The 25,121-nt window shown below is 65.1% G+C and carries 23 protein-coding genes; 11 read left to right on the top strand and 12 right to left on the bottom strand.

The genetic code is table 11. From position 1 onward, the window contains the following. Positions 1 to 10: 10 nt before the first annotated feature. From ABIE24_RS07955 to ABIE24_RS07940, 4 genes are all read right to left on the bottom strand, one after another. Complete coding sequence (locus ABIE24_RS07955) at positions 11 to 991, bottom strand: carbohydrate ABC transporter permease (RefSeq protein WP_354498483.1); 981 nt, start codon at positions 989 to 991, stop codon at positions 11 to 13. Positions 992 to 998: 7 nt separating this feature from the next. Further along, on the bottom strand, positions 999 to 1,967 hold the full coding sequence (locus ABIE24_RS07950; protein WP_354498481.1) for an ABC transporter permease: 969 nt from the start codon (positions 1,965 to 1,967) through the stop codon (positions 999 to 1,001). Continuing rightward, the gene (locus ABIE24_RS07945) at positions 1,964 to 2,995 is read right to left on the bottom strand and encodes a LacI family DNA-binding transcriptional regulator (protein ID WP_354498479.1); all 1,032 of its coding nucleotides are present in this window, start codon (positions 2,993 to 2,995) and stop codon (positions 1,964 to 1,966) included. The genes ABIE24_RS07950 and ABIE24_RS07945 overlap by 4 nt, the downstream gene beginning before the upstream one ends. A 147-nt stretch (positions 2,996 to 3,142) precedes the next feature. Continuing rightward, positions 3,143 to 4,318 carry an FAD-dependent oxidoreductase gene (locus tag ABIE24_RS07940; RefSeq protein ID WP_354498477.1) on the bottom strand — a complete coding sequence of 392 codons (1,176 nt, stop codon included), beginning with the start codon at positions 4,316 to 4,318 and terminating at the stop codon, positions 3,143 to 3,145. A gap of 220 nt (positions 4,319 to 4,538) precedes the next feature. Between ABIE24_RS07940 and ABIE24_RS07935 the strand changes: the two genes are divergently transcribed. After that, positions 4,539 to 4,751, top strand: coding sequence for a hypothetical protein (locus ABIE24_RS07935; RefSeq protein ID WP_354498475.1), 213 nt, complete (start codon positions 4,539 to 4,541; stop codon positions 4,749 to 4,751). On the opposite strand, the gene ABIE24_RS07930 is transcribed toward ABIE24_RS07935, so the two are convergent. The 5 genes from ABIE24_RS07930 to ABIE24_RS07910 all read right to left on the bottom strand — a co-directional run bounded on the left by ABIE24_RS07930 (position 4,752) and on the right by ABIE24_RS07910 (position 12,576). Beyond that, positions 4,752 to 5,804, bottom strand: a complete 1,053-nt coding sequence (locus ABIE24_RS07930; protein WP_354498473.1) for an ABC transporter permease — start codon at positions 5,802 to 5,804, stop codon at positions 4,752 to 4,754. Continuing rightward, on the bottom strand, positions 5,801 to 7,300 hold the full coding sequence (locus tag ABIE24_RS07925) for a sugar ABC transporter ATP-binding protein (RefSeq protein ID WP_354498472.1): 1,500 nt from the start codon (positions 7,298 to 7,300) through the stop codon (positions 5,801 to 5,803). The genes ABIE24_RS07930 and ABIE24_RS07925 overlap by 4 nt, the downstream gene beginning before the upstream one ends. Before the next feature lie 82 nt (positions 7,301 to 7,382). Further along, positions 7,383 to 8,426 (bottom strand): substrate-binding domain-containing protein, encoded by a 1,044-nt coding sequence (locus tag ABIE24_RS07920; protein ID WP_354498470.1) that lies wholly within the window; start codon positions 8,424 to 8,426, stop codon positions 7,383 to 7,385. A 227-nt stretch (positions 8,427 to 8,653) separates the two neighbouring features. After that, entirely contained in the window at positions 8,654 to 9,619 is a 966-nt protein-coding gene (locus ABIE24_RS07915; protein WP_354498468.1) for an aldose 1-epimerase family protein, read from the bottom strand. Next, complete coding sequence (locus ABIE24_RS07910; protein ID WP_354498466.1) at positions 9,616 to 12,576, bottom strand: DUF5107 domain-containing protein; 2,961 nt, start codon at positions 12,574 to 12,576, stop codon at positions 9,616 to 9,618. The genes ABIE24_RS07915 and ABIE24_RS07910 overlap by 4 nt, the downstream gene beginning before the upstream one ends. A gap of 165 nt (positions 12,577 to 12,741) precedes the next feature. Here ABIE24_RS07910 and ABIE24_RS07905 point away from each other — a divergent pair, with 165 nt between their 5' ends. The 10 genes from ABIE24_RS07905 (at position 12,742) to ABIE24_RS07860 (ending at position 22,936) form a co-directional block, all read left to right on the top strand. After that, entirely contained in the window at positions 12,742 to 13,632 is an 891-nt protein-coding gene (locus ABIE24_RS07905; RefSeq protein ID WP_354498464.1) for an AraC family transcriptional regulator, read from the top strand. 712 nt (positions 13,633 to 14,344) lie between these two features. Next, entirely contained in the window at positions 14,345 to 15,094 is a 750-nt protein-coding gene (locus ABIE24_RS07900) for an SDR family NAD(P)-dependent oxidoreductase (protein ID WP_354498462.1), read from the top strand. Between the two features lie 208 nt (positions 15,095 to 15,302). Beyond that, positions 15,303 to 16,472 (top strand): mandelate racemase/muconate lactonizing enzyme family protein, encoded by a 1,170-nt coding sequence (locus ABIE24_RS07895; protein WP_354498459.1) that lies wholly within the window; start codon positions 15,303 to 15,305, stop codon positions 16,470 to 16,472. Beyond that, positions 16,472 to 17,428 (top strand): MBL fold metallo-hydrolase, encoded by a 957-nt coding sequence (locus ABIE24_RS07890; RefSeq protein WP_354498457.1) that lies wholly within the window; start codon positions 16,472 to 16,474, stop codon positions 17,426 to 17,428. The genes ABIE24_RS07895 and ABIE24_RS07890 overlap by 1 nt, the downstream gene beginning before the upstream one ends. Further along, positions 17,421 to 18,092, top strand: coding sequence for a Gfo/Idh/MocA family protein (locus ABIE24_RS07885; protein WP_354498455.1), 672 nt, complete (start codon positions 17,421 to 17,423; stop codon positions 18,090 to 18,092). The genes ABIE24_RS07890 and ABIE24_RS07885 overlap by 8 nt, the downstream gene beginning before the upstream one ends. Continuing rightward, the gene (locus ABIE24_RS07880) at positions 18,085 to 19,284 is read left to right on the top strand and encodes a CaiB/BaiF CoA transferase family protein (protein WP_354498453.1); all 1,200 of its coding nucleotides are present in this window, start codon (positions 18,085 to 18,087) and stop codon (positions 19,282 to 19,284) included. Before ABIE24_RS07885 ends, ABIE24_RS07880 begins: the two co-directional genes overlap by 8 nt. After that, the gene (locus tag ABIE24_RS07875; protein WP_354498451.1) at positions 19,281 to 19,454 is read left to right on the top strand and encodes a hypothetical protein; all 174 of its coding nucleotides are present in this window, start codon (positions 19,281 to 19,283) and stop codon (positions 19,452 to 19,454) included. The genes ABIE24_RS07880 and ABIE24_RS07875 overlap by 4 nt, the downstream gene beginning before the upstream one ends. A gap of 19 nt (positions 19,455 to 19,473) precedes the next feature. Further along, on the top strand, positions 19,474 to 20,661 hold the full coding sequence (locus ABIE24_RS07870) for a fumarylacetoacetate hydrolase family protein (RefSeq protein WP_354498450.1): 1,188 nt from the start codon (positions 19,474 to 19,476) through the stop codon (positions 20,659 to 20,661). Then, positions 20,658 to 22,166: an aldehyde dehydrogenase family protein gene (locus ABIE24_RS07865; protein ID WP_354498449.1), complete on the top strand. Its 1,509-nt coding sequence runs from the start codon at positions 20,658 to 20,660 to the stop codon at positions 22,164 to 22,166. Before ABIE24_RS07870 ends, ABIE24_RS07865 begins: the two co-directional genes overlap by 4 nt. Continuing rightward, positions 22,166 to 22,936, top strand: a complete 771-nt coding sequence (locus ABIE24_RS07860; protein ID WP_354498447.1) for a FadR/GntR family transcriptional regulator — start codon at positions 22,166 to 22,168, stop codon at positions 22,934 to 22,936. The genes ABIE24_RS07865 and ABIE24_RS07860 overlap by 1 nt, the downstream gene beginning before the upstream one ends. 19 nt (positions 22,937 to 22,955) lie before the next feature. Here ABIE24_RS07860 and ABIE24_RS07855 read toward each other — a convergent pair whose 3' ends face one another. Genes ABIE24_RS07855 through ABIE24_RS07845 form a run of 3 tightly spaced genes read right to left on the bottom strand, consistent with a single transcriptional unit; the run spans position 22,956 to position 25,115 of the window. Continuing rightward, positions 22,956 to 23,264, bottom strand: a complete 309-nt coding sequence (locus tag ABIE24_RS07855; RefSeq protein WP_354498445.1) for an L-rhamnose mutarotase — start codon at positions 23,262 to 23,264, stop codon at positions 22,956 to 22,958. Positions 23,265 to 23,284: 20 nt separating this feature from the next. After that, positions 23,285 to 24,190, bottom strand: coding sequence for a carbohydrate ABC transporter permease (locus ABIE24_RS07850; protein ID WP_354498443.1), 906 nt, complete (start codon positions 24,188 to 24,190; stop codon positions 23,285 to 23,287). Then, positions 24,177 to 25,115 (bottom strand): carbohydrate ABC transporter permease, encoded by a 939-nt coding sequence (locus ABIE24_RS07845; protein ID WP_354498440.1) that lies wholly within the window; start codon positions 25,113 to 25,115, stop codon positions 24,177 to 24,179. The genes ABIE24_RS07850 and ABIE24_RS07845 overlap by 14 nt, the downstream gene beginning before the upstream one ends. Positions 25,116 to 25,121: the final 6 nt, after the last annotated feature.

The following is a 25,121-nucleotide window of genomic DNA, read 5'->3' as shown; positions in this document are numbered from 1 at the left end:
GAGGAGAAGGTCAGCTTTTGACGGCGCCGAGCAGGGCACCCTTGGTGAAGTGCTTCTGCATGAAGGGAAGGACGATCAGCAGCGGGATCGTGGAGATGACGATCATTCCGTACTTGATCAGCTCACCCAGGCGTTGTGCCGCGGCGTATGAATCGAGTGCTCCTGTACCTCCGGCGGAGGTGACTTCGGACTGAATGAGCACGTTGCGCAGCACGAGTTGGAGCGGGTACTTGCTCTCGTCATCGAGGAAGATGAGCGCGTCGAAGAATGCGTTCCAGTTGGCGACAAGGTGGATCATGATCATCAGGAAGATCAGCGGCTTCGACAGCGGCAGCACGATGCTGAAGAAGAACCGGAAGTCGCTGGCCCCGTCCATCTGTGCCGCGTCGCGGAGCTCACCCGGAACGTTGTTCTCGAAGAACGCCCGGGCGATGATGAGGTTCCACACCCCGACAGCGCCCGGAAGCACGACCGCCCAGATGGTGTCCAGCATCCCCAGGTCGCGGACGACGAGGTAGCGGGCGATGAGTCCGCCGTCGATGAACATCGTGATGATGAACAGCAGCATGAAGAACGTGCGCCCGTACAGGTCTTTCCGTGACAGGGCGTACGCGGCGCAGAGGATCGTCGCCACACTGATGATCGTTCCCAGCACGGTGTACAGCACCGAGTTGCCGAAGCCGCGGAGGATGGTGGAGTCGGAGAAGATCCGCGTGTAGCCCTCTATCGTGAAGCCTTGCGGCCACAACCAGACGTTGCCGTTGAGGATCTCCGTCGGTTCGCTGACCGAGGCGATGACGATGAAGTACATCGGGTAGATGATGGCCGCCATGGCCAGGATTAGGGTGCCGATGGCGATCGTGTTGAACAGAGGGTCGGCGAACCGGTCGCCGAAGCTGCCGCGTTTCCTGGGCCGCGGGGGCGACAGGCGGCCCTCGGTGACTGACAACTCGACGAGTCGTTCGGGCGTAGTGGGGAGTGTGGAGGTCATGGCGTCATCACCAAAGGCTCGATTGGCCCGAACGGCGGGCGACCCAGTTGAAGGTCAGCAGCAGCACGAGGTTGATTAGGGAGTTGAACAGCCCGATTGCGGCCGAGTAGCTGAACTGCGCTTGCTGCAGTCCTGCCTTGTAGACGTAGGTCTGGATGACTTCAGAGGTCGGCAGGTTGAGGTCGGTCTGCATCAGCAGCACCTTCTCGAACCCGAGATTGAAGAGGTTGCCGATGGCGAGGATGAACAGGATCGTGATCACCGGCATGATGCCCGGGATGTCAATGTGCCGGATCCGCTGCCACTTGTTCGCGCCGTCAACGCGGGCTGCCTCGTGCAGGGCGGGATCGATCGCAGTGAGGGCGGCGAGGTAGACGATCATCGAGAAACCGGCGGTCTGCCAGATGTCGGATCCGATGTACAGCGGCCGGAACCAGTCGGGCGAGCCCATGAAGAAGATCGGATCACCGCCGAAGGTCACGATCGCGTTGTTGACGATGCCGGACCGCGGGGAGAACAGCAGGTGGATCATCCCGACAACGACCACGACGGAGATGAACGACGGCGAATAGAGCACGGTCTGGGTGAGCTTCTTGAATCGTTCGCTCTGCAGCTGGTTCACGATGAGCGCCAGAATGATCGGCACCGGGAAGGCGATCAGCAGCCCCAGCGAGTTCACCGTGAGGGTGTTCACCAGGAGGCGTTCGAACTGGAACGACTCGACGAAACGGATGAAGTGTTCCAGCCCGACCCAGGGACTGCCGGCGAATCCATCGGCCGGGTTGTAGTCACGGAATGCAATCTGCGCGCCGTACATCGGCCAGTACTTGAACAGGAGGACATAGACGACGGCCGGGGTTAGTAATACGTATAACTGCCACGACCGGATCGCTCGACGAAGGTGCGAGCGCACGCGCCCGGACTTCAGCGCCGGCCTCTCTGGCCGAAGCGCGGTCGACGGGATTTCTGTGGTCATGCGGGCACCTTTGCACTCGCCACTGATCCGCGACGGACCAGTGAGCATTCAATGGGGTTCTGGGTGGGCGTCTCAGCGGCGAGAAGCAACTCGACGGCCCGGCGGGCCATCTGTTCGTAGGGCAATGCGACCGTGGTGAGACCAGGGTCGAGGTAGGGCGCCAGCGTGTCCTGGTTGTCGAAGCCCACGATCGAGCAGTCGTCCGGGGCATGCAGGCCGAGTGACTCCAGGGCACGGTAGGACCCCCAGGCGGTCCGGTCGTTGCCGGCGAAGATCGCGGTCGGCCGATCGCCCTCGTTCCACAGGTCTCGGGTGAGGTCGAATCCGTCCTCGACGATCCCGGAGCCGTAGCGCAGAAGGCGGGGGTCTTGTTCGATCCCGGCTTCGCTGAGAGCTCGGCGGTAACCGGCGAGCCTGCCGATCCCGGCCGGCAGGTCGCTGTCGGGTGGCTGGATGTTGATCATCCCGATTCGCGTATGGCCGGCTCCGATGAGGTGCTTCGTGGCGGTGTAGCCACCGAGCTCCTCGTCGGGGAAGACGCTGGACACGAGGCCGGCTCGGTCTTGCGCGTTCACGACCACCGTGGGGATACCGGCCAGGGCGGCGGGCACGTCGACGACGCGGTGGTACATCGACGCGTAGACGACGCCCTGAACCCGATATGACAGCATCATGTCGATCGCTGCCGCTTCGAGCTCGGGTTCGTTGAAGGTGTCGACGCTGAGGATGACGTTGCCGGCCTCCCAGGCGCAGAGTTGGCTGCCCTTGAGCAGCTTGCCGGCGAAGGGAGCGCTCGCAACCTCGTCGGAGATGAAGCCGATCATTCCGGACTTGCCGCTCCGCAGGGACTTCGCGAAAGCGTTGGTCCGGAAACCGAGTTCCTCGACCGCGTCCAGGACACGGACTTTCGTGGCCTCGGCCACGCGACTTCCGCCGACGTTGTTGAGAACCAGGGAGACGGTGGCTTGCGAGACGCCGGCACGCTCGGCGACCTCCCACATTGTTGGAGTGCTGCTCTTGCGTGCCATGTCTCTCACCTCTTCGTAAGTTTGGTTATTCGTATAACTCGACCTGGATCAGAGTAACCCGTCCTCTTCCGCGCGTCAAGAAATATATGCGGATCGCGTTAACCTCCCCGCCGAAGGAGGAGAGATCCAATACCCCGCTGCGCGCGATCAGATCGCCGGCGCCGGCACGACCTGCTCCGAACGCAGTCCCTGAATCCGCAAGAGAAACTCGACTTCACGGCTGGTGTCGTCGAGCATCGCCCGCCAGGTGAAGAAGGCGGCTTCGAGTTCGGCTTGAGTTCCGTTGTAGACCAGACGCTTGAAGTCGCTTGCGAGCGGCGAAGTCTTCTCCAGGAAGCTGCGCCGGCGCACGTCCGAATATGCGTCGAGTACGTCAGGATCGGCGTGCCCCTCGATCACGGCAACGAGCGCAGGAACGAGCACCTCCACGTCGAGTAATCCAGATGTAAGGCCAAGTGCGCCAGTCGGGTTTGTAACGTGCGCGGCATCCCCCGCGAGCAACACCCTCCCCGAACGGAACGTCTCGGCAGCACGCTGGTGCATCCGGTACGGCGAGTACGCTTCCAGTTCGAAGGTCTTCGGCCCGGGCAAGAATGCGTCCATGAACTTTCTTACCCGGTCTGGGATTGTCACTTCGGGCAGGTCGTCTGGCTCGTTGAAGGTGACCCGCCACAGGCCGTTCCCCAGCTCGGCGACGATGCACCCGTATTCTGCATCCATCACCATGTTCGCCGAGCCAAAGCCATGCGCCGCGAAGTCATAACGGATATTCGTCGCAACGAAGCGGTCCTGCCAGGTGAATCCAGGGAAGTCCGAGCCGATGGACTTGCGTGTCGTGCTCCTGCCGCCGTCGGCACCGACCACCCAGTCGGCGTGCAAACGTTCTCCGGAGGTGAGAACCACGGTAGCGGAGTTGTGCGCGTGATCGACAGCAGCCACCTCCGCGCCGAATCGAATGGTCGCCTCTGCATAACTCCGCAAGTGCCTGAGCGCGATTTGCGAAAGCTGCCCTTGACCTAAGTTGACGTTGTACGGGAAAGGCACCAAGCCTTCGAGCTTCGACAGGTCGGAGGCGTATGTCTCACCGGTTGCGAGGAGCCGGAAGTTGTTGCGGGTGACCCGGATTCCCGCCACCTCGACGTCGGCGAGGATGCCGGCATCATGCAATACCTCGAGGACGACGTACTGATACGCGGCCGCACGCGGTGCATCGATTGGTGCAGGTGCACCGTCCAGCAACGTCACTCGGATACCCCTCCGCACAAGAGCGAGTGCGGTGACCAGCCCTATAGGGCCTGCGCCTACGACGATGACCTGTGTCATTTCTTTCCTCCGGTGCAGTCAGAGTGCACCAATGCCGGCTCTCCTACCATACGGTCATACAATCACATGTCCGCATCAGATGTCTCGATGGCGTTCACGCTCCGAACACCCTCAAGAATTTCTCGGATATCCTGCGTCGGCTGGAGGGTGGCCCATCGGTCACCTTTTCCTTGGGCGAAGCGAGCTATTCGAAGACGGTGCCTGGGCTGTGCTCAGCCTCATGACGGGGGCGCCGCTCCCCGTGCTCGCCAGCATCGGCAAGATGGGTGCGATCGCGGCTGCGTTCACCGTCATTCCCCTCTCGGCCCTCGCGCTCACTGGTGGGGTGGTATCGCTGCCGCGGTCCCGCGGCTGGACGCCCCGTCCCCGCGGACACAGGCCGCCATCCGGCGTGGTCGGCACAGCCGCTCCGGGCGGGTACTGGGGTCGGTGATCAACCGGGGATGCCGATGCGGCGCTCCCCCGACCGCAACTGCTGGATGACGACCGCCACGACCAGGAGCGTTCCCTGGGCGACGTTCTGCCAGAACGTGTTGACGCCGAGCAGCGTCATTCCGTTCGTCAGCACACCCAGCAGGATCACGGCGAGGATCGTGCCTGCAATCGCACCTTTGCCTCCCTTGAGGGCGGCACCGCCAAGAGCAGCTGCCGTGATGGCCTGCAGTTCGAGCCCTTCCGATCCAGAGACCGGTTGGCCAGAGCCTGTCCGCGCCGTGATGAGGATGCCGGCGATCGCTGCGACCGCTCCGGTGATCATGTAGACGCCGATGATGTAGCGGTTGATGTTGATGCCTCCGAGGCGCGAGGCGATGTTGTTGCCGCCCACGGCGTAGATGTTACGTCCGATTGTGGTGTATCGGAGCACGACGTGAGCAAGGACGGCAACCACGACCAGCACCCAGATGAGGATCGGAGCGCCGAGAAACGTTCCACGTGCGAGGAAGACGAAGAAGAAGTCGGCGCCCGTGTATCCCTGGGCCCGGCCATCGGAGATCAGTTGTGCCACGCCTTTGAATGCTGCGAGCGTCGCCAGGGTGGCGATGACGGGATTGACGCGACCGAACACGATGATGCATCCGTTGATCAGTCCACAGGCGATACCGATGGCAATCGCGCCGAGGGCGCCGATTGCGGCGGAACTCGTTGCGGTGAAGATCATGGCGGAGGTCACGGAGGTGAGACCGGCGATGGAACCGACTGAGATGTCCAATGCGCCGAGGATGATGACGATCGTCTGCACGACGGCCAGCAGTCCGACGATGGCGATTGCCGTTCCGATGACCCGGAGGTTGGGCACGGTGAAGAACAGCGGGTTCTGCAGTCCGATGATCGCCACGACGAGTGCGATCGCGAGGATGAGAGAGATGTTCTGCACCCCCACGGCGCTGATGAAGCGTTTGAGCGGCGACGTAGTGTCGACGACCGTCGGTGACGTGCGGGTTCCGGTCGTGGACACGGGGTCTTCCTTTCGGGTGCTGATGGTCATGCGTGGACTCCTTCGTCCATGGCGAGTGCCAGGATTCGTTCCTCGGTCGCCTCGGCGCGGGAAAGCTCCCCGGTGATGCGGCCTTTGGCCATGATGTAGATCCGGTCGGAGACGCCGAGAACTTCGGGCAGCTCGCTGGAGACGACGATTACTGCAACGCCCTGGTGAGCGAGTTCGTCGATGATTCCGTAGATCTCTGACTTCGCGCCTACGTCGATTCCCCGCGTTGGTTCGTCGAGCAGCAGCACTTTGGGAGACGTAGCGAGCCACCGCGCCAGCACGACTTTCTGTTGATTGCCGCCGGAGAGGTTGCCGACGAGCTCTTCGCCGGATGGTGTTCGAATTCGGAGACGGCTGATGAACTCCTGCGCGAGCGCGCGCTCCGCGCGACGGTTCACGAAGATCCAGCGCGAGAGGGACCGAAGTACAACCAGGGCGGCGTTGTCGCGAACAGACCGCTGCAGCAGCAGCGCTTCAGCCTTGCGTTCCTCCGGTGCGAACCCGATTCCTGCCCGGATGCTGTCGGCGGGCTGTGAGATACGTTTCACCTTGCCGGAGATCGCGATCTCTCCGGTTGTGACGGTGTAGTCGCCGGCGATTGTCTTCATCAGCTCGCTTCGCCCAGCCCCGACGAGCCCCGCGATCCCGACCACCTCGCCGGCTCTGACTCGAAGGTCGACGCCGTCGACGAACTGGTTGCCGACGTTGCGCAGTTCGAGCACGGTGTCTCCGAGCGGCGCAGGGTCGCGGTGGAAGAACTGGGTGAGGTCCCGCCCCACCATCATGCGAACGAGTTCCTCATGGTTGGTTTCGTCAACGGGTTTCGTTCCGACGAACGTTCCGTCGCGGAGCACCGTGATGTGGTCGGCCAGTTGGAAGATCTCACCCATTCGGTGCGAAACGTAGGCGATTGCGACACCGTCAGCCTGGAGCTGGCGGATGAGAGCGAACAGCAGACTCACCTCGTCGTCTCCAAGCGACGAGGTCGGTTCGTCGAAGCAAATGATTCGCGGCCGACTGACGACGGCGCGCATGATCTCAACGATTTGCCGCTGCGCCGGGGAGAGGTCAGAGCCGAGCATTTCGGCGCGGATCGCTCGGTCGAAACCCCACTTGGTGAGCTCATCGCGTGTGCGTTGAAGAAGCGCGCGTCGGTTGTAAGCCAGGGATCCGAGATCGCCGATGAAGATGTTTTCGGCAACCGAAACGGCCGCGACGATCTCAGGTTCCTGGGCGATGACGCGGAGCCCGGCAGCTCGAGAATCGGTTGGATCAGAAAAGTGGACGGGTTTTCCGTCAATCTCGAGCGAACCTTCGTCCGGTTTCAGGTCGCCGTCGAGGATCTTGAGGAGAGTCGATTTGCCTGCTCCGTTCTCGCCCATCAGTGCGGTGACTTCACCTGCCCGCAACTCAAGTTCGACACCGCGCAGTGCGCGCACCGGCCCGAAGCTCTTCGTGATCCCGGTCGCGCGGAGCGCTATTGGTTCGTTTTGCACGGCTCTTCTCCCATCCTCTTCGTTGGGTCAGCGGATGTGGGGCGGACTCGGAATAACATTCGTTCCCGCCCCACAGTTCCGGTTAGGTGCAGACGACGCCTTCGGCTTCCCAGTTGCTCGCGTCGACAATCTCCGTGTTGGCGATCGATACGGGCGGGAGTTCGGTGCCGTTGCGCAGCAGGTCGATCATCGAGGTCGCGGCGGCCTTGCCGACCTCAATGCCCGAGATGAACAGCGCGGCCTTGTTGCCCGTGTCCTGCCCGGCCTTCCAGTCCTTGCAGGTGAGGTAGGCGCCGAGTCCGACACCGATGATGTCCGCGGGCGCTACTCCGGAGTTCTGAAGCGCGGTTACAACACCGGTCTCGCTCTCGTCGTTGCATCCCCAGACAACCCAGTGCTTCACCCCGGCGTTGGCGGTGATAATCGCGCCGGCTTTGTCCTGGGCGTCCGTGGCGGAGTTGTCCGTGCCGATGTCGATGACCTCAGGTGCATCCGGCACTGCTTCCGTGAAAGCACTTGCTGCACCGTCTACGCGCTGCTGACACACAGAAAGGTCTTCCTTGTACGCCGACAGGATGCGCGTGTCCGCTGCAGTCCAGCCGGCTTCGGCGTAGAGGCGGGCGGCTTCGGTTCCGACCTTCTCGCCCATCGATGTACCGTCGAAGCCGGAGAACGGGGCGGCTTCGCCGGCGCTGTCTTCGATGGTGTCGTCAGCAGCCATGATCGGGATGCCGGCCTCTTCGGCCATCTGGATCACCTGCGGGCCGATCTGCTGGTCCGGTACGACGATGATGATGCCATCAACGTCCTGGGCGATGGCGGCCTCCACTTCGGAGATCGCCTTGTTGGAGTCGGTGCCGAGGTCGACGACGTTGATCGTTACGTCGCCCGCTGCCTTCGCCGCCTCCTTGGCGCCGTTTGCCTCGTCGATGAAGTACTGCTGGTCGCCCTGCTTCTGTAGGAACGCGATCGTCAGCGCTCCTTCCTTCGGGCCACTGGCAGGCTCGTTCGATGAGCCGGTCTCCATTCCGGTGGTACAGGCGCTGAGAGCGACGACAGCGAACGCGGCGAGCACTGCCGCCGTCGATGCCTTGCGTCCGGTCTTACGTGCTGCATGGATGTTCATCCGCATTCCTTATCCTCATTGATGTGACGGCCGCGGGGCCTCAGGGATGTTCGCTTTTCAGGGACGAGACACGAATCCCAACAGTCGTTCGGGCGTTCGCCTCTCAGTTGTCCTTCACGATAAACGTGAGCACGCAACCAAAAATACGTGCATCAGCGCTCGAGCATGGAGGACGATCAACCGGAGGATATGGACGATCCCACGATGATACAACTCAGTCGAAGCTGTTACGCGCCGCAGACATGCCGCGGCCCGTCCTGAGCGAACACACCGATCGTCCATTCAATGTGGGTGGACCCGCCCGGGCGCAGCACTCGGAGGTCGCGGCCATTGTTCAGAGCATCCGGCGGGCACGTCATCGGCTCAACAGCCAGGGCGTGCCGGTTGCTGTCCGAGGTGAAGGACTCCGCTGTGTACACCTGCACCCAGTCCACGCTCGGATCGCAGGCAATGTCGATTCCGCGATCACCGCTGCTGACCCTGACATGCGCTCGCCCATCGGCACCCGCGCGGAGTGACGTGAAGGCATGATTGATGACCGTGCCGCAAATCGTACGCCCGACCCGGAAGTCCAGAGAACCGCCGTCGTGCAGGGTGACGTCGGCGATGCCGACCGGAAGGAGCCGATCCGCCGACACCAGCATCACCTCCGTAGCTGGAAGCTCGAGAGACCAGTCGTCGACGGCGCCCGGACCGACAGGTCCCGCCACGACGTACGGGTGACCACCCAGGCCGATCGGCGCTTCCGACTCGCTCTCATTGGTCGCGCGGATGCGCTGGCGCAGACCCCAACTGCCCAGCTCGAACTCCACTCGGACCCGCACGCGCCACGGGTAGCCGGGCTGCGGCTGAATCGTCGTTTCGAGTTTCAGAGCACTCACCGTTCGGTCGACCAGGTCGAATGACAACCACGCGACGAGCCCGTGGGCGGCGTTCGCTCGCTCGGGCTCGTTGATCGGGAGTTGGTGGGCTACCCCGTCAAAGACATAACGACCATCCGCGACGCGGTTGGGCCACGGTGCGAGGACGGCCCCGCGCATGCCCGGTCGGATCTCGTCCGCATCGAACGGAACGATCAGATCGCGACCTTGCTCCGTCAGCGAGCGCAGGGTTGCTCCCACGCTCGCCACGCATGCCTCGTAGGCACCGAAGCGAATCCAGTGCTGTTCACCTGATGCCGGGTTCGGCGTCACTCGGAATCGGTCTCCCGGGAGAAGAGCAACAGTTCCGGGAGGCTGGTGGCGAAGTAGTCGGTCACTCCGTCGTCGCGGACCGCGGCCGGGGCGACGTACCGCGGTCGCTGCTCGCCGAGGCTCGCTGGTGGATCAGTGACTGGACGGCCGAGCGCCGCGATCGTGGCATCCCACGCGGCGACGGCACGGCCCTCTCCACCCTCCCAGGGGTGGAACGATCGGGTCGTCAGAATGTCGTAGCCCTCGTCGGCGCCTCCGCTGAGGGCGAGAAGGCTGACGTACTCGATCGTCAGGTCGTCTCGTTTGAGTACAAGATCCCGCACAGGCCGCAGGCGGGCGAGGCGCTCAGCCGGGGTTTGGCCGAGTCGGACTGCGAGTTGGTCCTGCTCGTACCGGAGTCGTGCGTCGTCGGGGGCAATTGCGACGGCCGACTCGTAGCGACGCCAGGCGGTCTCGTCGTCGGCGGCGATGTTGTAGGCGGCCAGCGCGGCGTTCCGGAGCAGTACATGGTTCTCCAGACCGAGTTCGATCGCAGCATCCCACAGTTCCAGTGCTTCCCGACGACGGCCATGCGCGTAGAGCAGCATGCCCTGCAGATGGAGCGCAACGGCATCGCGCGTGTCCGCCGCGATTGCGGCGGCGAGAGCATCGTGGGCGTCGAGACCGAAAGGGAATGCCCATCCAAGCTCGCTCGATCGAGCTGCCTTTCGGTGTTCGGCCGCCTCCTCAGCTGAGCCCGCCGCGTCAAGTAGTGCTGCAGCCACGTAATGGGCGACAGGACGAACGTTGCCAGCTGCGGTGACGGGTGCGGCGACCACGGTATCGATGATGGTGAGTGCAGCGGATGTCTCTCCCGCGTGGGCGAAGTCGAGCGCGACGTCGAGGAGGATGCCGGCGTCCTCGCTCACCCGTTCTCCCGCGAGCGCTCTGAGGGTGGCGTCAAGAGGGTCGGCGGCGAGTGCTCCACGAACGATCGTCTCTGCTTCGGCAGATCTGCCGGAGCGCTGGAGAATCATGGCGCGCAGCGCGATGCGACGGGTGTCGTGGCCGACAATGTCGTCGAGCGTGTCGAGAACGCGGAGGGCGGCACGGTTCTGCCCTCGTTTGCTGAGCGACCGCGCGAGCTCGAAGCCCGCCCCAGCCGCCCAGGTACCGTCCCAGCCGGCCTTCCCAAACGCCTGCTCTGCCTCGACCGCACGGCCGAGACGACGAAGCGCGAGACCACGAAGGTAGAACGCTTCGGCGTCGATCGGGTTGGAGTTGCGCCGGGTCAGTCGGGCCAGTGCCACGTCGACGTGACCAAGTGCCGCCGTGTACCTGCCAGCACGGTAGTGCCGATCGGCGAGGGCTATGTTGGTGCGCACGTCCCCGGGATCACGTTCGATGGCCGCGTTCCAGTACGTCAGGGGTGATCGCGTCGGGTGCCGGTACTGATCCAGGTGCATCCCGGTGAGGTAGAGCTCTTCGACCGTGTCGATTTCTGCGGCCAGGGCCGGCTCGGTGGCGACTGGGGGCTCCTCGTCAGCCGGGGACGCCGGTGTCCAGCGAACAAGCAGCCGGCCGTTCGCATCGCGCAACTCGGCAGAAAGGTCGCCGTCTCCTTCGAAAACATCTCCGGAGTCGATCTGGGCCGATACTCCCGGCACGAGGTCCTCGACCCGAGAGGCGAGCTCGACGCCGTTTCGGATAAGTGCCAGTCGCGCGCCGGGCGTCGGGGCCGTGACAGCGAACGTCGCTCGAAGGATTCCATCATGGTCAACATGCACTGCTGCATCCGGAGTCGCCTGGTGGGCCGCCCCGATCGCAGGAATCGGGTACCAGTACTGCGTGAAGACCTTCGTCTCGCCGGGCAACAACCAGCTGAAGTCAGGCTGGTTGTCGGTGTAAACCCCGGCCATGAGCTCCACATAAGCTCCATCGGCGTCCGTGAGCTGAGTGTCCCAGGCGTGCCCGAATGGTGCATCGCCCCAGGTCCACTGCTTCTTGCCCGGCGAGACGCGCCGCTCCGCCCAGTGAACGAACCCGGCGCCGGCGGCATGGTCGTAGCCACCGAAGAAATCCTGGTTCGAGTCGACGATCATGTAAGACGTCGGCACGGGGATGTTGCGGTAGAAATCGATCCTGTCGGCACCCGGCGTCGCTTCAGCAAGCGCGGGATAGTCGACACCGTAGTAGGGACGGTCCGCTTGGGGGAATGCTGTGATGGCGCGACGTGCGTGGTCGGCCACGTAATTCACGTCCTCCGGGAAGAAGGACTGGTAGTCGTCATGGGCCAGAGCGGCCACATTCGCCCACCAAAGAAACGTCTGTCGTTCGCTCGTGCGATTGTGCAGCCGAACGGCGAGTTCGACCACGGAACTGTCGGGGCGCAGGCGCACGCCGTGTTGCGCTTGCATCCGAGCGAACGGGTCGTGGTCCGAGCACCACACCGTCACCGACCCGTCGTCGCTGTACTCGATGTGGGTCTCGACCGGAAGGAAGGTGGCTGGCCGATGATGCTGCGGCCAGTTGAACTCAACACCTCCGCTGACCCACGGGCCGGCAAGGCCGACAAGAGCCGGCTTGATGACGTTGTTGCGGTAGAAGAAGTCGTAGCCGGTGGTCTTGTCGTAGCCGATGTGGATGCGGCCACCGAGTTCGGGAAGAACGACGAGGCGGACAAAGCGGTTTTCGAGGTGGACTGCCTGCCACTCGCGGTCTGCGCCTTCATCGGACACCGACTCAGTAAACGGAATCGGGTACACCTTGCCGCTCGACCCCTGGTAGACGCGGTGGTCGAGGTACATGGGGTACTCGCTTGGGCGGCCGGCTTCGTACGTGCGGATGGTGAGCGGCTCGTGCCAGGCAACAGCGCCGCCTGCATCGATGGAGTCCTGCAGTTCAGCGGAAGCGTCGGGCAGAGTGATACTCGCGGGCGCCTGCTCCGTCTGAACGGTCGGATCCACCTCGTTCGCCATCGGCAGATTCTCCGCACGCTTGTCACGTTGTTCGACAGGCATCATTGACCTCGTTCTCATCATCAGGGACCGACCAGGATCCGAATCGGCAACCCGGCCTTCGGCATCCACCTTCGACGCTAGGAGCGCCGAGTCTCGTTGTGTATGGTGTGAACGAGGAACAACATGGACGAAACAGTGATCCCTTCGGAACCCCATTACCGCATGGAGGGTTTCACCAACCAGCGGCTGTGTGTTGTGCCCCGCCCCCAGGTCGAGGCGGCACTGACACGTCCGGGAACACGACGACTCTTCGTCACCGACGCTGGGTACTTTCCCGCAGCGGAGGGACACGGGCGCAGACGAGCGCGAGGAACACCGGAGACGATCGTCATCCTCTGCATAGCCGGCAGCGGGGTCGTCACTCTCGACACCGCCCAGCATGTGCTCACGCCGGGGGCATGCATTGTGATCCCTGCAGGACTCCCGCATCAATACGTCACCTCGCCAGAAAATCCATGGACGATCTGGTGGCTGCATGTGAGAGGTACGGACGTCCCGGACCTCACACAGCTTTTGACCTCGGAGGAGCGACCTGTCCTGCGCCTGCGCTCACTCGACCGCGTCGTCTCTCTCTTCGACGAACTCGTCAGCCTGCTTGAGCGCCGCCTCTCCCCCGCCCACCTCCTGGCTGCATCCGGGGTGGCGTGGCATCTGCTCTCCCGCATCGTTGCCGACAGTATCCTGCCGGCCGAAGGCTCCCCGTTGGAGCGGGCGATGCGTTATCTCGAGGCCCGCATCGACGGCACGATTCAGGTGAAGGAACTCGCGGCACTGGTCGGCATGTCCCCGTCGCATCTCAGCGCGCTATTCCGGGAGGCGACCGGGAGCGGTCCGAATGCGTTCCATACCTCGCTCAAGATGTCGCGGGCGCGCGGGCTGTTGGACACCACGACGATGCCCGTCACCGAAATCGCCCTGGCGGTCGGCTACACCGATCCGCTCTACTTTTCACGCCATTTCCGTCGCATCCACGGCACCAGCCCGACCCTCTACCGAGCCCAGCACAAGGGATGACCCGAACGCTCGTCTCCGTCGGTTAGTTCTGCACCAAGTCGCTGTGAGAGGGCGCCGGGTCGATCGGCTCTCGACCCAAAAGATCAGGCAGGCAATCTCGTGATCCTGCTACCGAGCCGAATATACGGGGTCGCCGACGTCGGATTGCACTCCGCTCGAGTGCGCCGATGTGTGATGGCCACGGCCCAAATCTTGAACATGTATCGCGGGTCAGGTGTCTTCTTTATTGGCGACCAACCACTTCCCACCGTTCGCCCGGAAGAATTCAGACATCCGACGTGCACAATGTGAGTTTGGCCCCTGGCGCTTCTATATCCCAAGGAGGACATCCCTGTGCTCGTGCACCAGCCCCCATATTTGAGGTCTACATCACCACCGTGAAAGAACTCCCGGCTGAAGTCCCCGCATCACCGGGAATCTCTCCTGCACTCGTCGCATCCGGACACTCCCTGCTCGTGATCATCTCGCATATGCTCAAGAACGGTACGGCCTCCACTGCACTCGGCCACGACTACTATCCCGACCGCAACTATGAGAGAGCAAGGATTCGAGCCCTGGCGCTGCTCCAGTACCTAGGGATATCAGGTCCACATCACCCGGCAGGTTTTGCGTATCCGACCATCGGTTGCCTGGTGAATCACCGCCGCTCGACTTCGATACCGCTGCAAAGCGACCCAATCGACCAACCAACCACTTACAAAGGAGTAAACCCATGCCAGAGTTCGACAATCTCGTCGCCGTGGTCACCGGTGGCGCGTCCGGGATCGGCGCGGCCATCGCCGCCCGCCTCGCCGACGCCGGGGCACAGGTCGCTGTGCTCGACCTCGACCCGACCGCTGCTCACCCCGCGCACTTCGCATTGGAGGCCAACATCGCCGACCGTCTCTCCGTCAACGGCGCGATCGCCGCGGTCGCCGAAAAATTCGGCCGCATCGACATCGTCGTCAACAACGCCGGCATTGGTGCCCAGGGCACCATCGCCGACAACGACGACAACGAATGGGCTCGGGTCTTCAGCATTAACGTCACCGGGATCGCTCGGGTTTCATCGGCAGCGCTCCCGTGGCTGCGCAGGTCGCCGTCGGCAGCGATCGTCAACACCTCCTCGATTGCCGCAACGGCGGGCATCCCTTCGCGCGCCTTGTACAGCGCGTCAAAAGGCGCTGTGCTGTCACTCACACGTGCGATGGCCGCCGATCACCTGCGTGATGGAATCCGGGTGAATGCGGTAAACCCGGGAACCGCAGACACCCCGTGGGTCGCGCGCCTGCTGTCGACCGCGGCGGACCCGGATGCCGAGCGTGCAGCGCTCAACGCCCGTCAGCCGCACGGGCGCATGGTCAGGGCGGATGAAGTCGCCGACGCGGTCGCCTACCTGGCCAGTCCGCGCTCGGGCTCCACCACCGGAACCTCGATCGCGGTCGACGGGGGTATGCAGGAACTGCGTCTCCGTCTGGAGTGAGCCGGTGCAATCGAGGTCCCTAACCTTCGAACAGCGCGTTGAACTCTGAAGCATGAGTCTGGCATCCTCCGGCAGGACGCCCGTCGACGGAGCCGCTGCTTTCCGGATCTGATCGAGCAGAAGTCGTTCATACTTCCCTTCACTGATACATGTGATGTATGCTGTTTATGCGCCGACCGGCGCTTGTGTTCACTCAGTCAAGGACGATATGAAGATCACCGGCTATCGCTGCTTACGGACCTTCCACGACTGGGGCCGACCGGTCGGAGACGTGAACGGAGTCATCGGATCGGGCGTGACGGAGGTCCCGGTCGTTCTCCTCGAAACCGACGAGGGCATCACGGGCGTCGGCACCGGGTCCGTGCACGACATCGACCGTCTATTCCCGGCGATCGAGGGTGAAGACCCGCGGGCCGTCGGCTCGCTCTACGACATGATGCTGGCCCAGGTCTTCAAAGCCGGACACTCCGGTGCAACCTTCGGCGGCATCGGCACCCTCGACATGGCCTTGTGGGACCTCAAGTCGAAGATCGCCGGCGAGCCGCTGTGGCGCTTGCTCGGTGCCCGCGACCGCTTCGTCGCCGGGTACGCATCCGGGCTGGAGATCGCCCTCGACGACGAGGAGCTCGCTGTCTTCTACGTGTCCATGGCCGACCGCGGGTTCACGAGCGGCAAGCTCAAGGGCGGACGTGACGTCGACACCGACATCCGCCGCCTCGGCATCATGGGCGACGCACTCGGGCGGAATACGCCCCGCCCCGCACTCATGCTCGACGCGAACGAGTCCTGGAACCTCAAGCAGGCCGTGCGCTACGTCTCGGCGGTCGAGGACAAGCTCGACCTCACCTGGATCGAAGAACCGCTTCGCCGGTGGGATGCCGCTGGGCACGCGCTGCTCAGCCGTTCCGTTCGCGCGGCGGTCGCCACCGGCGAGAACCTGACCGGTCTGGAACAGTTCGCTCCCCTCTTCGACCACAGCGCCGTCGACATCGTCCAGACCGGAAGTGTCTGGGGCATCACCCACTTCCTCCGCGTAGCGTACGCGGCCCACTCACGAAATCTGCCGGTCAGCCCGGTCGGGATGACCGCGAACCCTGCGGTGGCGCATGCGGCAGCATCCGTTCCGAATCACCTGTCGGCCGAGGTGCAGGACCTGGGCTCGCCGTTCGGGATCGCGATCGACCAGGAGTTCGCCGACGGCGGGGTCGTGCTCGGTGACACCCCCGGCAACGGACTCACCGTCGATGAGGCGGCGATCGTCGCGGACCAGCGCTCAGCAAGCTGGCTCTCGACCGAAGGACCCCACGTGCGTTCGCCGCGCGCCGGCCTGCGCCTCGTGGCCGACCCGCCCGTTCTCCCGGCCGGGCTGGTCGACTGATGGAGATCCGGAACGGTCTGCACCGCGTCGAGGCTCCACTCGGTGAGCGGTTCGTCGCGCTCTACCTGCTCGACGGACCGGAGGGCGGCCTGCTGTTCGACTCCGGTCTCACCGAGAGTGTGACGGGCACACTGCTGCCCTACCTCGACTCCATCGGCTACGACCTGTCGCGGTTGCGCTGGGCGATCAACTCGCATTGTGATTTCGACCACACGGGCGGCAACGCGGCCCTGCTCTCGGCGGCCCCGCACGTGCACCTCATGGCTGGGACCCTCGACGTTCCGCTCGCCGAAGACCTCGACGTGCTCATCGAGGAGCGCTACGGCGAATTCCGCGACTCCGACGGCTTCGACGATCCGCCCGAGACGACGGCGTACATCCGGTCGTCGGCCCGGGTTGCGCCGATCGCGCAGGGTCTGGATGGTGGCGAGGAGTTCGACCTCGGCGACCGCGTCGTCCGCGTGCTGCACACGCCCGGACACAGCGACGGCCACCTCGCGCTCTGGGACGAAACCAACTCCGCACTCCTCATCGGCGACGCGACCCTCGGCGAGACGGTGCCGACGGCGGACGGCAAACCGGCCTTCCCTCCCACTTACCGCGACACCGACCCCTACCTAACGAGCATCGAGACGTTCCGGCAGCTTCAGGCCGACCTGCTGCTCACCGCCCACTACCCGGTCTACGAGGGCGACGCGGTCGAGCAATTCCTCACCGTCTCCGCCGACTACACGAACCGCCTGGACCTCGAGATCACCGCAGCGCTCACTGCCGCCTCCGGCTCGCGCACGACCCTCGAGATCATCCACGACATCGCCCCGGCTGTGGGCGAGTGGAGCGACTCCGCGGCCGAGTACCTCATCTTCCCCGTCACCGGCAACCTCGAGCGGATGGTCGATCGCGGCACCGTCGTCGTCGGCGAGCGCGACGGCATCCGGACGTGGAGACGTGCATGAGCCGCGTGCGGGTCGGTGCCGTGGGAGAGCAGGCTGGTGGGCCACGAGCAACCCCTTCCCGCTCCTCGCCGAACGGGACGACGTCGTCCTCGTCGGCGTGTGGGGACTCGGACCCGACCTGGGCGCCGTGCGCGACAAATTCGGCTTCGGCATGGCCACCGAGAGCGTCGACGAGCTGCTGGACTCCGGGCTCGACGCCGTGATCGTGACGACGCCGCATGACCTGCACTTCGACGTGGCCTCGAAGGCGCTCAACCGCGGACTGCACGTGCTGTGCGAGAAGCCCATGACGCTGCGCGCCGACCAGGCCTGGGACCTCGTGGAGCGCACCGAACGCGCCGACACCCACCTGCTCGTCCGGTACGCGCTGTGCCACAGGGCATCCCCCACCCGCGGGCTGTTCGGCGGCGACCCGCAGCACATGCTCGAACGCTGGGGCTCGGACACGAAACCGTCAGAGAGCATGTGGTCGGATCCGGCCCACGGCGGAGGTTACGCCCATCGGCAGATCACCCACTCTTCGGCGCTCTTCTTCTGGCTCATCACGGGCGCGAGCACCGAGAACAACAGCACGGTGGAGGTCGCAGCGCGCTCGGTCGAACTGATCGAGGCGCTGCTGAAATCGTCCACCTCAGACGGAAAAGAGATCGTGGTCCATGACTGACACCCCCGGCGTACTGAGCGGCTACCGTGTCGTGGACTGCTCGATTGCCATGGCGGGCCCGTTCGCGGCCCAGCGTCTCGGCGACCTCGGCGCCGACGTGATCAAGGTCGAGCCGACGGCTGGCGAGTGGCAGCGCTTCGCCGCAGCCGGCGGCGCGGCCGGCAACCAGATCAACGTCTCGTTCCTCTCGCTCAACCGCAACAAGCGGTCGCTCGCCGTCGACCTCAAGTCCAAGGGCGGCACCGAGGTGATCCGCGAACTCGTGGCCTCGGCCGACGTGTTCCTGCAGAACTACCGCCCCGGCGTCGCCGCGCGGCTCGGTCTCGATTACGAGACGCTCAGCGCCATCAACCCGGCCCTCGTCTACGTCTCGATCTCGGGTTACGGCGAAACCGGCCCGTACCGGGATCGTCCCGGTCAGGACCTGCTGCTGCAGGCGATGTCCGGCGCGATGCTGTCCGCCGGCCGCCAGGGCGAGCCGCCGTCGCCCGCCGGTCAGTACCTCGCCGACGCCGTGACGGCATCCACCGCGTTCGAAGCGGTTCTGGCCGCGCTGCTGCACCGCGAACGCACCGGAGAAGGCCAGCTCGTCACCGTCAACATGCTCGACGCGCTGACGACCCTGCAGATGCAGGAACTCTCGGTCTTCACCATCGGCAACGTGCCGCAGGAGCGCGGCACCGAACCCAACGCGCACGTCTACATCCGCGCACCGTACGGCGTCTTCGCCACCAGCGACGGCTACCTCGCGCTCGGGTTCGCCGATCTGGAGACCCTCGGCCGGGTCATCGGGGAGCCGAGCTTCGAGGGTATGGACCCCGAGGTCGAGGGCTGGACCCACCGCGATGAGCTCTACGCGAAGACCGAAGCGCGCCTCGCCACGCGCCCGACAGCAGTGTGGCTCGACGAGCTGCTCGCGGCAGGCATCTGGGCCGGCCCGGTGTACAGCTACCAGGATCTCGTCGACGACCCGCAGATCGCCCACAACGGCACCTTCGTCGAATACGATCACCCCACAGAAGGTCGCATCAAGACGCCCGGGTTTCCGTACGTGTTCTCGAAGACGCCGGCTCGCATCGACCGCGGCGCACCGCTCGTGGGCGAGCACAGCCGCGAGGTGCTCGCAGAGCTCGGCCTGAACGGCGAGCGCGTCGACGCCCTGTTCTCGTCCGGAGCGGTCGCGGGATCATGACGGACTTCGTCGGACTGACCTGGGATCATCCCCGCGGACGGGATGCGACTCTCGCCCAGGCCGTCGCGTACGAACGCGAACTCCAGGGCATCACCTTCGCCACCGACGACGCCGCCGAGGGCCGCGCTGCCTTCGCGGAGAAGCGTCCCGGCGTCTTCCACCGCCGCTAGCCCTGAACCGAGGAGCACCATGACCGACTGGACCGGCGGAGTCGCCGCCCTCCTTCCCGCCGACGCCGAGCGGGCCACCCTCGTGGGCCGCGCCTGGGATCCCGCCGCAGGCGGACCGAGCGTTGTCGCCGTGCGCGACGGCCTCGTGATCGACCTCAGCCGCCACGTCGCGACGATGAGCGAGTTGACGGAATCCACCGTCGACGTCGCGACCCTCGACGGCCCCCCACTCGGCACCCTCGCCGATCTGCTCGCCAACGCGCCCGCGGACGGGCGGGACGCATCGAACCCCTGGCTGCTCTCACCCATCGACCTGCACGTCGTGAAGGCGGCCGGGGTCACGTTCCCGGTGTCGATGCTGGAGCGCATCATCGAAGAGCGGGCCCTCGGCGCTGCGGATGCCGCGGAGTCGGTTCGCGCGGGCATCCTCGGTTCCCTGGGCACCGATCTGAGCGACCTCGTGCCCGGCTCCCCGGAGGCGATGCTGCTCAAGGACCACCTTATCGCTGAAGGACTGTGGAGCCAGTACCTCGAGGTGGGCATCGGCCCGGACGCGGAGATCTTCACGAAGGCGCCCGTGCTCGCCACGGTCGGAACGGGCGTCGACGTCGGCGTCCGCTCCGACTCGCACTGGAACAACCCGGAGCCCGAAGTGGTGCTCGTGATCGCGTCGGACGGACGGATCGTGGGCGCCACGCTCGGCAATGACGTCAACCTGCGCGACATCGAGGGACGATCGGCCCTGCTGCTCGGGCAGGCGAAGGACAACAACGCCTCGGCGGCAGTCGGTCCGTTCCTCCGCCTCTTCGACGCCGGGTTTGACCTCGACGCACTCCGCCGGGAGACGATCACGCTCCACGTCGATGGTGCGGACGGCTATGCGCTCGATGCGCGTTCGCACATGGAACAGATCAGCCGCGATCCGGCGGACCTCGCCGCGCAGACCCTCGGCGACCGACACCAGTACCCCGACGGCCTGGTGCTGTACCTCGGCACGATGTTCGCCCCCTCCGATGACCGCGGTGAAGCCGGCCACGGTTTCACCCACCACCGTGACGACATCGTGCGGATCTCCTCGCCCGCGCTCGGCGCGCTCGTCAACCGGGTGCGATCCACCGAGGACGTGGAACCGTGGGTCTACGGGATCGGCTCCCTCATGACAAACCTGGCCGAGCGCGGCCTGCTCATCAGGCAGGTCCTCGCATGACTCTCACCACGACCGACCCGCGAAGTGCGTCCACCACAGACACCGGCATCCCGGCGACGACCGACGAGCAGGTCGCGGCGATCACCGCCGCCGCCGTGGACGCGTTCCGTGAACTCCGCAGCCGCTCCCGCGGGTGGCGGGCGGGGCTGCTGCTCGCCCTCGCCGACGGGCTCGAGGCACGCCGCAGCGATCTCGTCGCGACTGCGCAGAGCGAGACCGGGCTCGCCGAGGCACGCCTCGGGGGCGAGCTCACGCGCACGGTCTTCCAGCTTCGGCTGTTCGCCGAGGCCGTGGCCGAGGGCGGCTATCTCGAGGCGATCATCGACCACGCGGGCGACACCCCCCTCGGGCCCGGACCCGACGTACGCAGGATACTGGTGCCGATCGGGCCGGTAGCCGTCTTCGGCTCGAGCAACTTCCCGTTCGCGTTCTCCGTCCCCGGCGGAGACACCGCCTCAGCTCTGGCGGCCGGCAACCCGGTCGTGGTAAAGGCCCACGGCTCCCATCCGCTCACGTCCCGCGCCGCCTTCGACGCCCTGGTTGACGCCTCCGCCGCCTACGGGGCACCTCACGGCACCCTCGGGATCGTCTTCGGCCAGGCCGGGGGTGCCACACTCGTCGCCGACCCGCGGATCGCCGCTGTCGGTTTCACCGGATCGCTCGCCACGGGTCGCATCTTGCTCGACATCATCGAGAACCGCGAACGTCCAATCCCGTTCTACGGGGAACTCAGCAGCCTCAACCCGTTCATCGTCACAGCCGGGGCGGCGGATGCCAGAGGAGACGCGATCGCTGACGGACTGTTCACGTCGTTCACCGGCTCAGCAGGCCAACTGTGCACGAAGCCTGGCATCGCGTTCCTGCCCGCAGGCGCCGAATCCCTCGTCGCGACCCTCGTCGAACGCGCACAGGCCACCGCAGCACAGCCGCTGCTCAACGAGCGGATCTTCCGTGCCTTCGGAGTGATCCGCGAGCGCCTCGTCGCCGACGGACGCGCCCGCGTGCTCGTCGAGCCGCGCCCGGGTGACGACGGGTTCACGATGACCCCCGGCATCCTCGAGGTCGATGCCACTGATGTCACCGAAGCCGTCGCCGAGGAAGCGTTCGGCCCGCTGATCGTTCTCGCGCGGTACGACGATCTGGAGGACGTGCGGTCCGCGCTGAGGGCGGTCCCAGACTCCCTCACCGCCACCCTCCACTCCGAGCCCGACGAGCTCGCCGGTCTCGCCCCCCTCGTCGAGGACCTGCAGGACTTGTCGGGCCGCATCGTCTTCGACGGCTACCCCACGGGCGTCCGCGTGTCGTGGGGCCAGCATCACGGCGGACCGTGGCCGGCGACCAACACGGCGCACACCTCGATCGGAGTGACCGCGATCCGCCGCTTCCTCCGCCCGATCGCCTGGCAGGATGCTCCCGAGTCCGTGCTTCCGGAGGAGTTGCGTGACGCATACACCGGGGTGCCGCGTCGGGTCGATGGCGTGCTCACGCTCGCTACACTGGGCTAATGAGCGAGGCACAGACGGAAGCGGTCCCGGGATCCCGGTCCTTCCTCGGCGCGGCCGACGCCCGCACCCCCGCAGCACGTCTCGGTGTCGCTGTGGTGCACGACCTCGTCAACGCCATCGTGACGGGCGAGATCGCCGCCGGCGAGTCGCTCCCGCCAGAGGTGCCACTCAGCCAGCACTTCGGAGTGAGCCGCACGGTCATCCGCGAGTCGGTCAAGCGCATCGAGGAGAAGGGCCTGGTCACGGTCGTGCAGGGCCGGGGCACTCAGGTCCAGCCGTCCACGTCGTGGAACATTCTCGACCCGGTGGTGCTCTCCGCGCTCGTCGAGAACGACGATTCGGTGGGTGTGCTCGACGAACTCGCTGTCGTGCGCGGGGCTCTTGAGGGTTCGATGAGCGCTGAGACGGCGCGAACCCGCTCCGACGACGAACTCCAGCAGTTGCGCCTCGCCCTCGAGCACATGCACGAGACGGTCTCCGACGGAGAGGCGTTCAGCCAGGCAGACGTCGACTTCCACTTCCTCGTCATGACCTTCTCGGGCAACCGTCTCGCCGAGAACATCACCAGGATTTTGTTCCAGCGCGCCCTCGAAAGTGCACGGTTCTCGGGCACTCCGACAGGGGCTGCGTTCCAGCTCACTCTCGAGGAACATCGCCGCGTGCTCGAGGCGATCGAGAGAGGCGATTCAGCCGGCGCTGAAGAGGCCATGCGCCGCCACATCGCCGACGCCTGGCAGCGTCGCCGCCTTCCCATCCACAAGAAGGTTTAGCTGTACCCAGCGACGCCGTTCAGTCGAGGTGCCAGACCTCGTCGAGCATCTCCCAGTTGAGGGCATCCGAATCCGCGTGGAACGGCAGCTGGCACGGTCCGGTGCGCGCCCACCAGTCGCGGGTGATGGGGTCGGCGGCCATCCGGACCTGGTCGGCCTCATAGCCCTCGCCCACGTACTCGAACGAGGTGAACAGCACATCGCCGGTGACGAAGATCGTGAAATTGCGGATGCCGCATTCCGTGATCGTCGCTTCGACCTGAGGCCACACCGCGCGGTGGAGTTCGAGGTATTCCTCGCGCCGTTCGGGTCGGAGGCGGGCGGCCATTCCGAAGCGCCTGCGAACGGTCATCCCTTGGTGCCGCCCGCTGTCATCCCGGTGACGAGGAAGCGCTGGGAGAACAGGAAGATGATGAGCACCGGCGCGACAGAGATGATCGTGGCGAGTGCCAGAACGGGCATGTCGATGGTGACGGATCCGGCGGAGGTCGGGTTGAAGAGCGGCACGTTGGAGAGCAGTTCGGCGAGACCGACCTGTACCGGCGACTTGCGCCCGGGGACCATGACGAACGGGAGGAAGTAGTTGTTCCAGTTGCCGACCAGGTTGAAGAACCCGACCAGGGCGATCACCGGCGTGGCGAGAGGCATCGCTACCCGCCAGAACACGAGCAGTTCCCCCGCGCCGTCGATTCGCGCGGCGTCGAGAAGGTCCTTCGACACGCTCGTCGAGAAGTAGATGTAGGTGAGGTAGACGCCGAACGGAAAGAACGAGAACGGAAGGATGACAGCGAGCGGAGACCCGATGAGCCGCAGGGCGCTGAGCTCGAGGAAGATGGGGAGCACGAGGGCGGTGTTCGGAATGAGCATGACGATGAGCGTCGTGACCAGCAGCGGCCGCCGCAGTTTGAAGTCGGTCATCGCGAGCGCATACCCGGCCGGGATCGTCACCACCAGGGTGATGACGAGCGCGACTCCGGAGTAGAGGGCCGAGTTGGCCAGCCAGACCCAGATGATGCCGTTCTGGAACTGTCCGAGTTGCGCGAAGTTGTCGGCTAGGGTCTGGAACGTGCCGACGCTGAACGGGTTATCCAGCAGCAGCTGCCTGGCGGTCTTGGTGGGTGCGAACAGCAACCACAGCAGCGGCAGGGCAAAGAAGATGACGAAGAATCCGGCGATGACGAGCGCCAGGACCCGTCCCACCCACCGACCGGGGGCAAAGCTCGTGCGGTCGGCGACGACGCTATTCGCGGTCAAAGAGTCCTCCTCGGAAGACGAAGAAGGCGGCGAGGGCCACGGCGACGACGAGCAGGAGCAGGGAGATCGCCGCCGATCCATTGAAGTCGCTCTGGCGGAACGCGTACAGGTACGCGAGCTGGTTGAGGGAGTAGTCCGGCGGCACGACGCCCTTGCTCGCCTGGGAGAGCACGCGCGGCTCGACGAAGAGCTGGGTGCCGGCCGCAAGCGACATGATCCCCATGTACGCGATCCACTTGCGAAGCAGGGGAATCTGGATGTACCACGCCGTCTTCACGGCGCCGGCGCCGTCAATGCGGGCTGCTTCCATCACCTCGGTGCTGATGTTGTTCAGCGCGCCGAACATGATGACGATCCAGCCGCCGGCACCCGTCCAGAATGCGATGACGGTGAAGATGATCGGCAGGTTGTCGATCGAGACGGTTTGAACGAAGGTGTGGAGGCCCATCGCGTTCAGCACGCCGGACACGGGACTCACCGTGGGGTCGAGCAGGAACAGCCAGAGCATGACGCTCGAGGCTCCCGCGAGTGCACCGGGGATGTAGTACAGGAATCGCACACTTGTGGAGAGCCAGCGGGCCCGCACCGCGTGAACGATGAGAGCGAGGAGCACGACGAGGAGCGTGAGGCTCACGAGCCAGACCACGAGGTAGATCGCGACATGCTGCACGGCGGGAAGGAACCGGTAGTCGCCGAAGACCTTGACGAAGTTGTCGAACCCGACGAAGGAGCCGTTCTTGGTGAAAGCCAGGAAGATCGCGTAGAGCGTCGGAAGGACTCCGAACGCGAGGAGGAGCAGGCCGTAGCCACCCGAGAAGGTGTAGCCCATGATCGACTGGCTGCGATCGGGGCGACGGCGAGGTGGGCCGCCCCGCCGTCGCCCTTTCGGGGCGACGGCGGCAGCAGCGATGGTGTTCGTGGACAAGGTGTC

Origin of the sequence: Mycetocola sp. 2940 (assembly GCF_040548835.1) — a bacterium.
Classification (GTDB): domain Bacteria; phylum Actinomycetota; class Actinomycetes; order Actinomycetales; family Microbacteriaceae; genus Mycetocola_A.
Note: the sequence above shows the minus strand (reverse complement) of the source record. Positions and strands in the feature narration are given on the sequence as shown.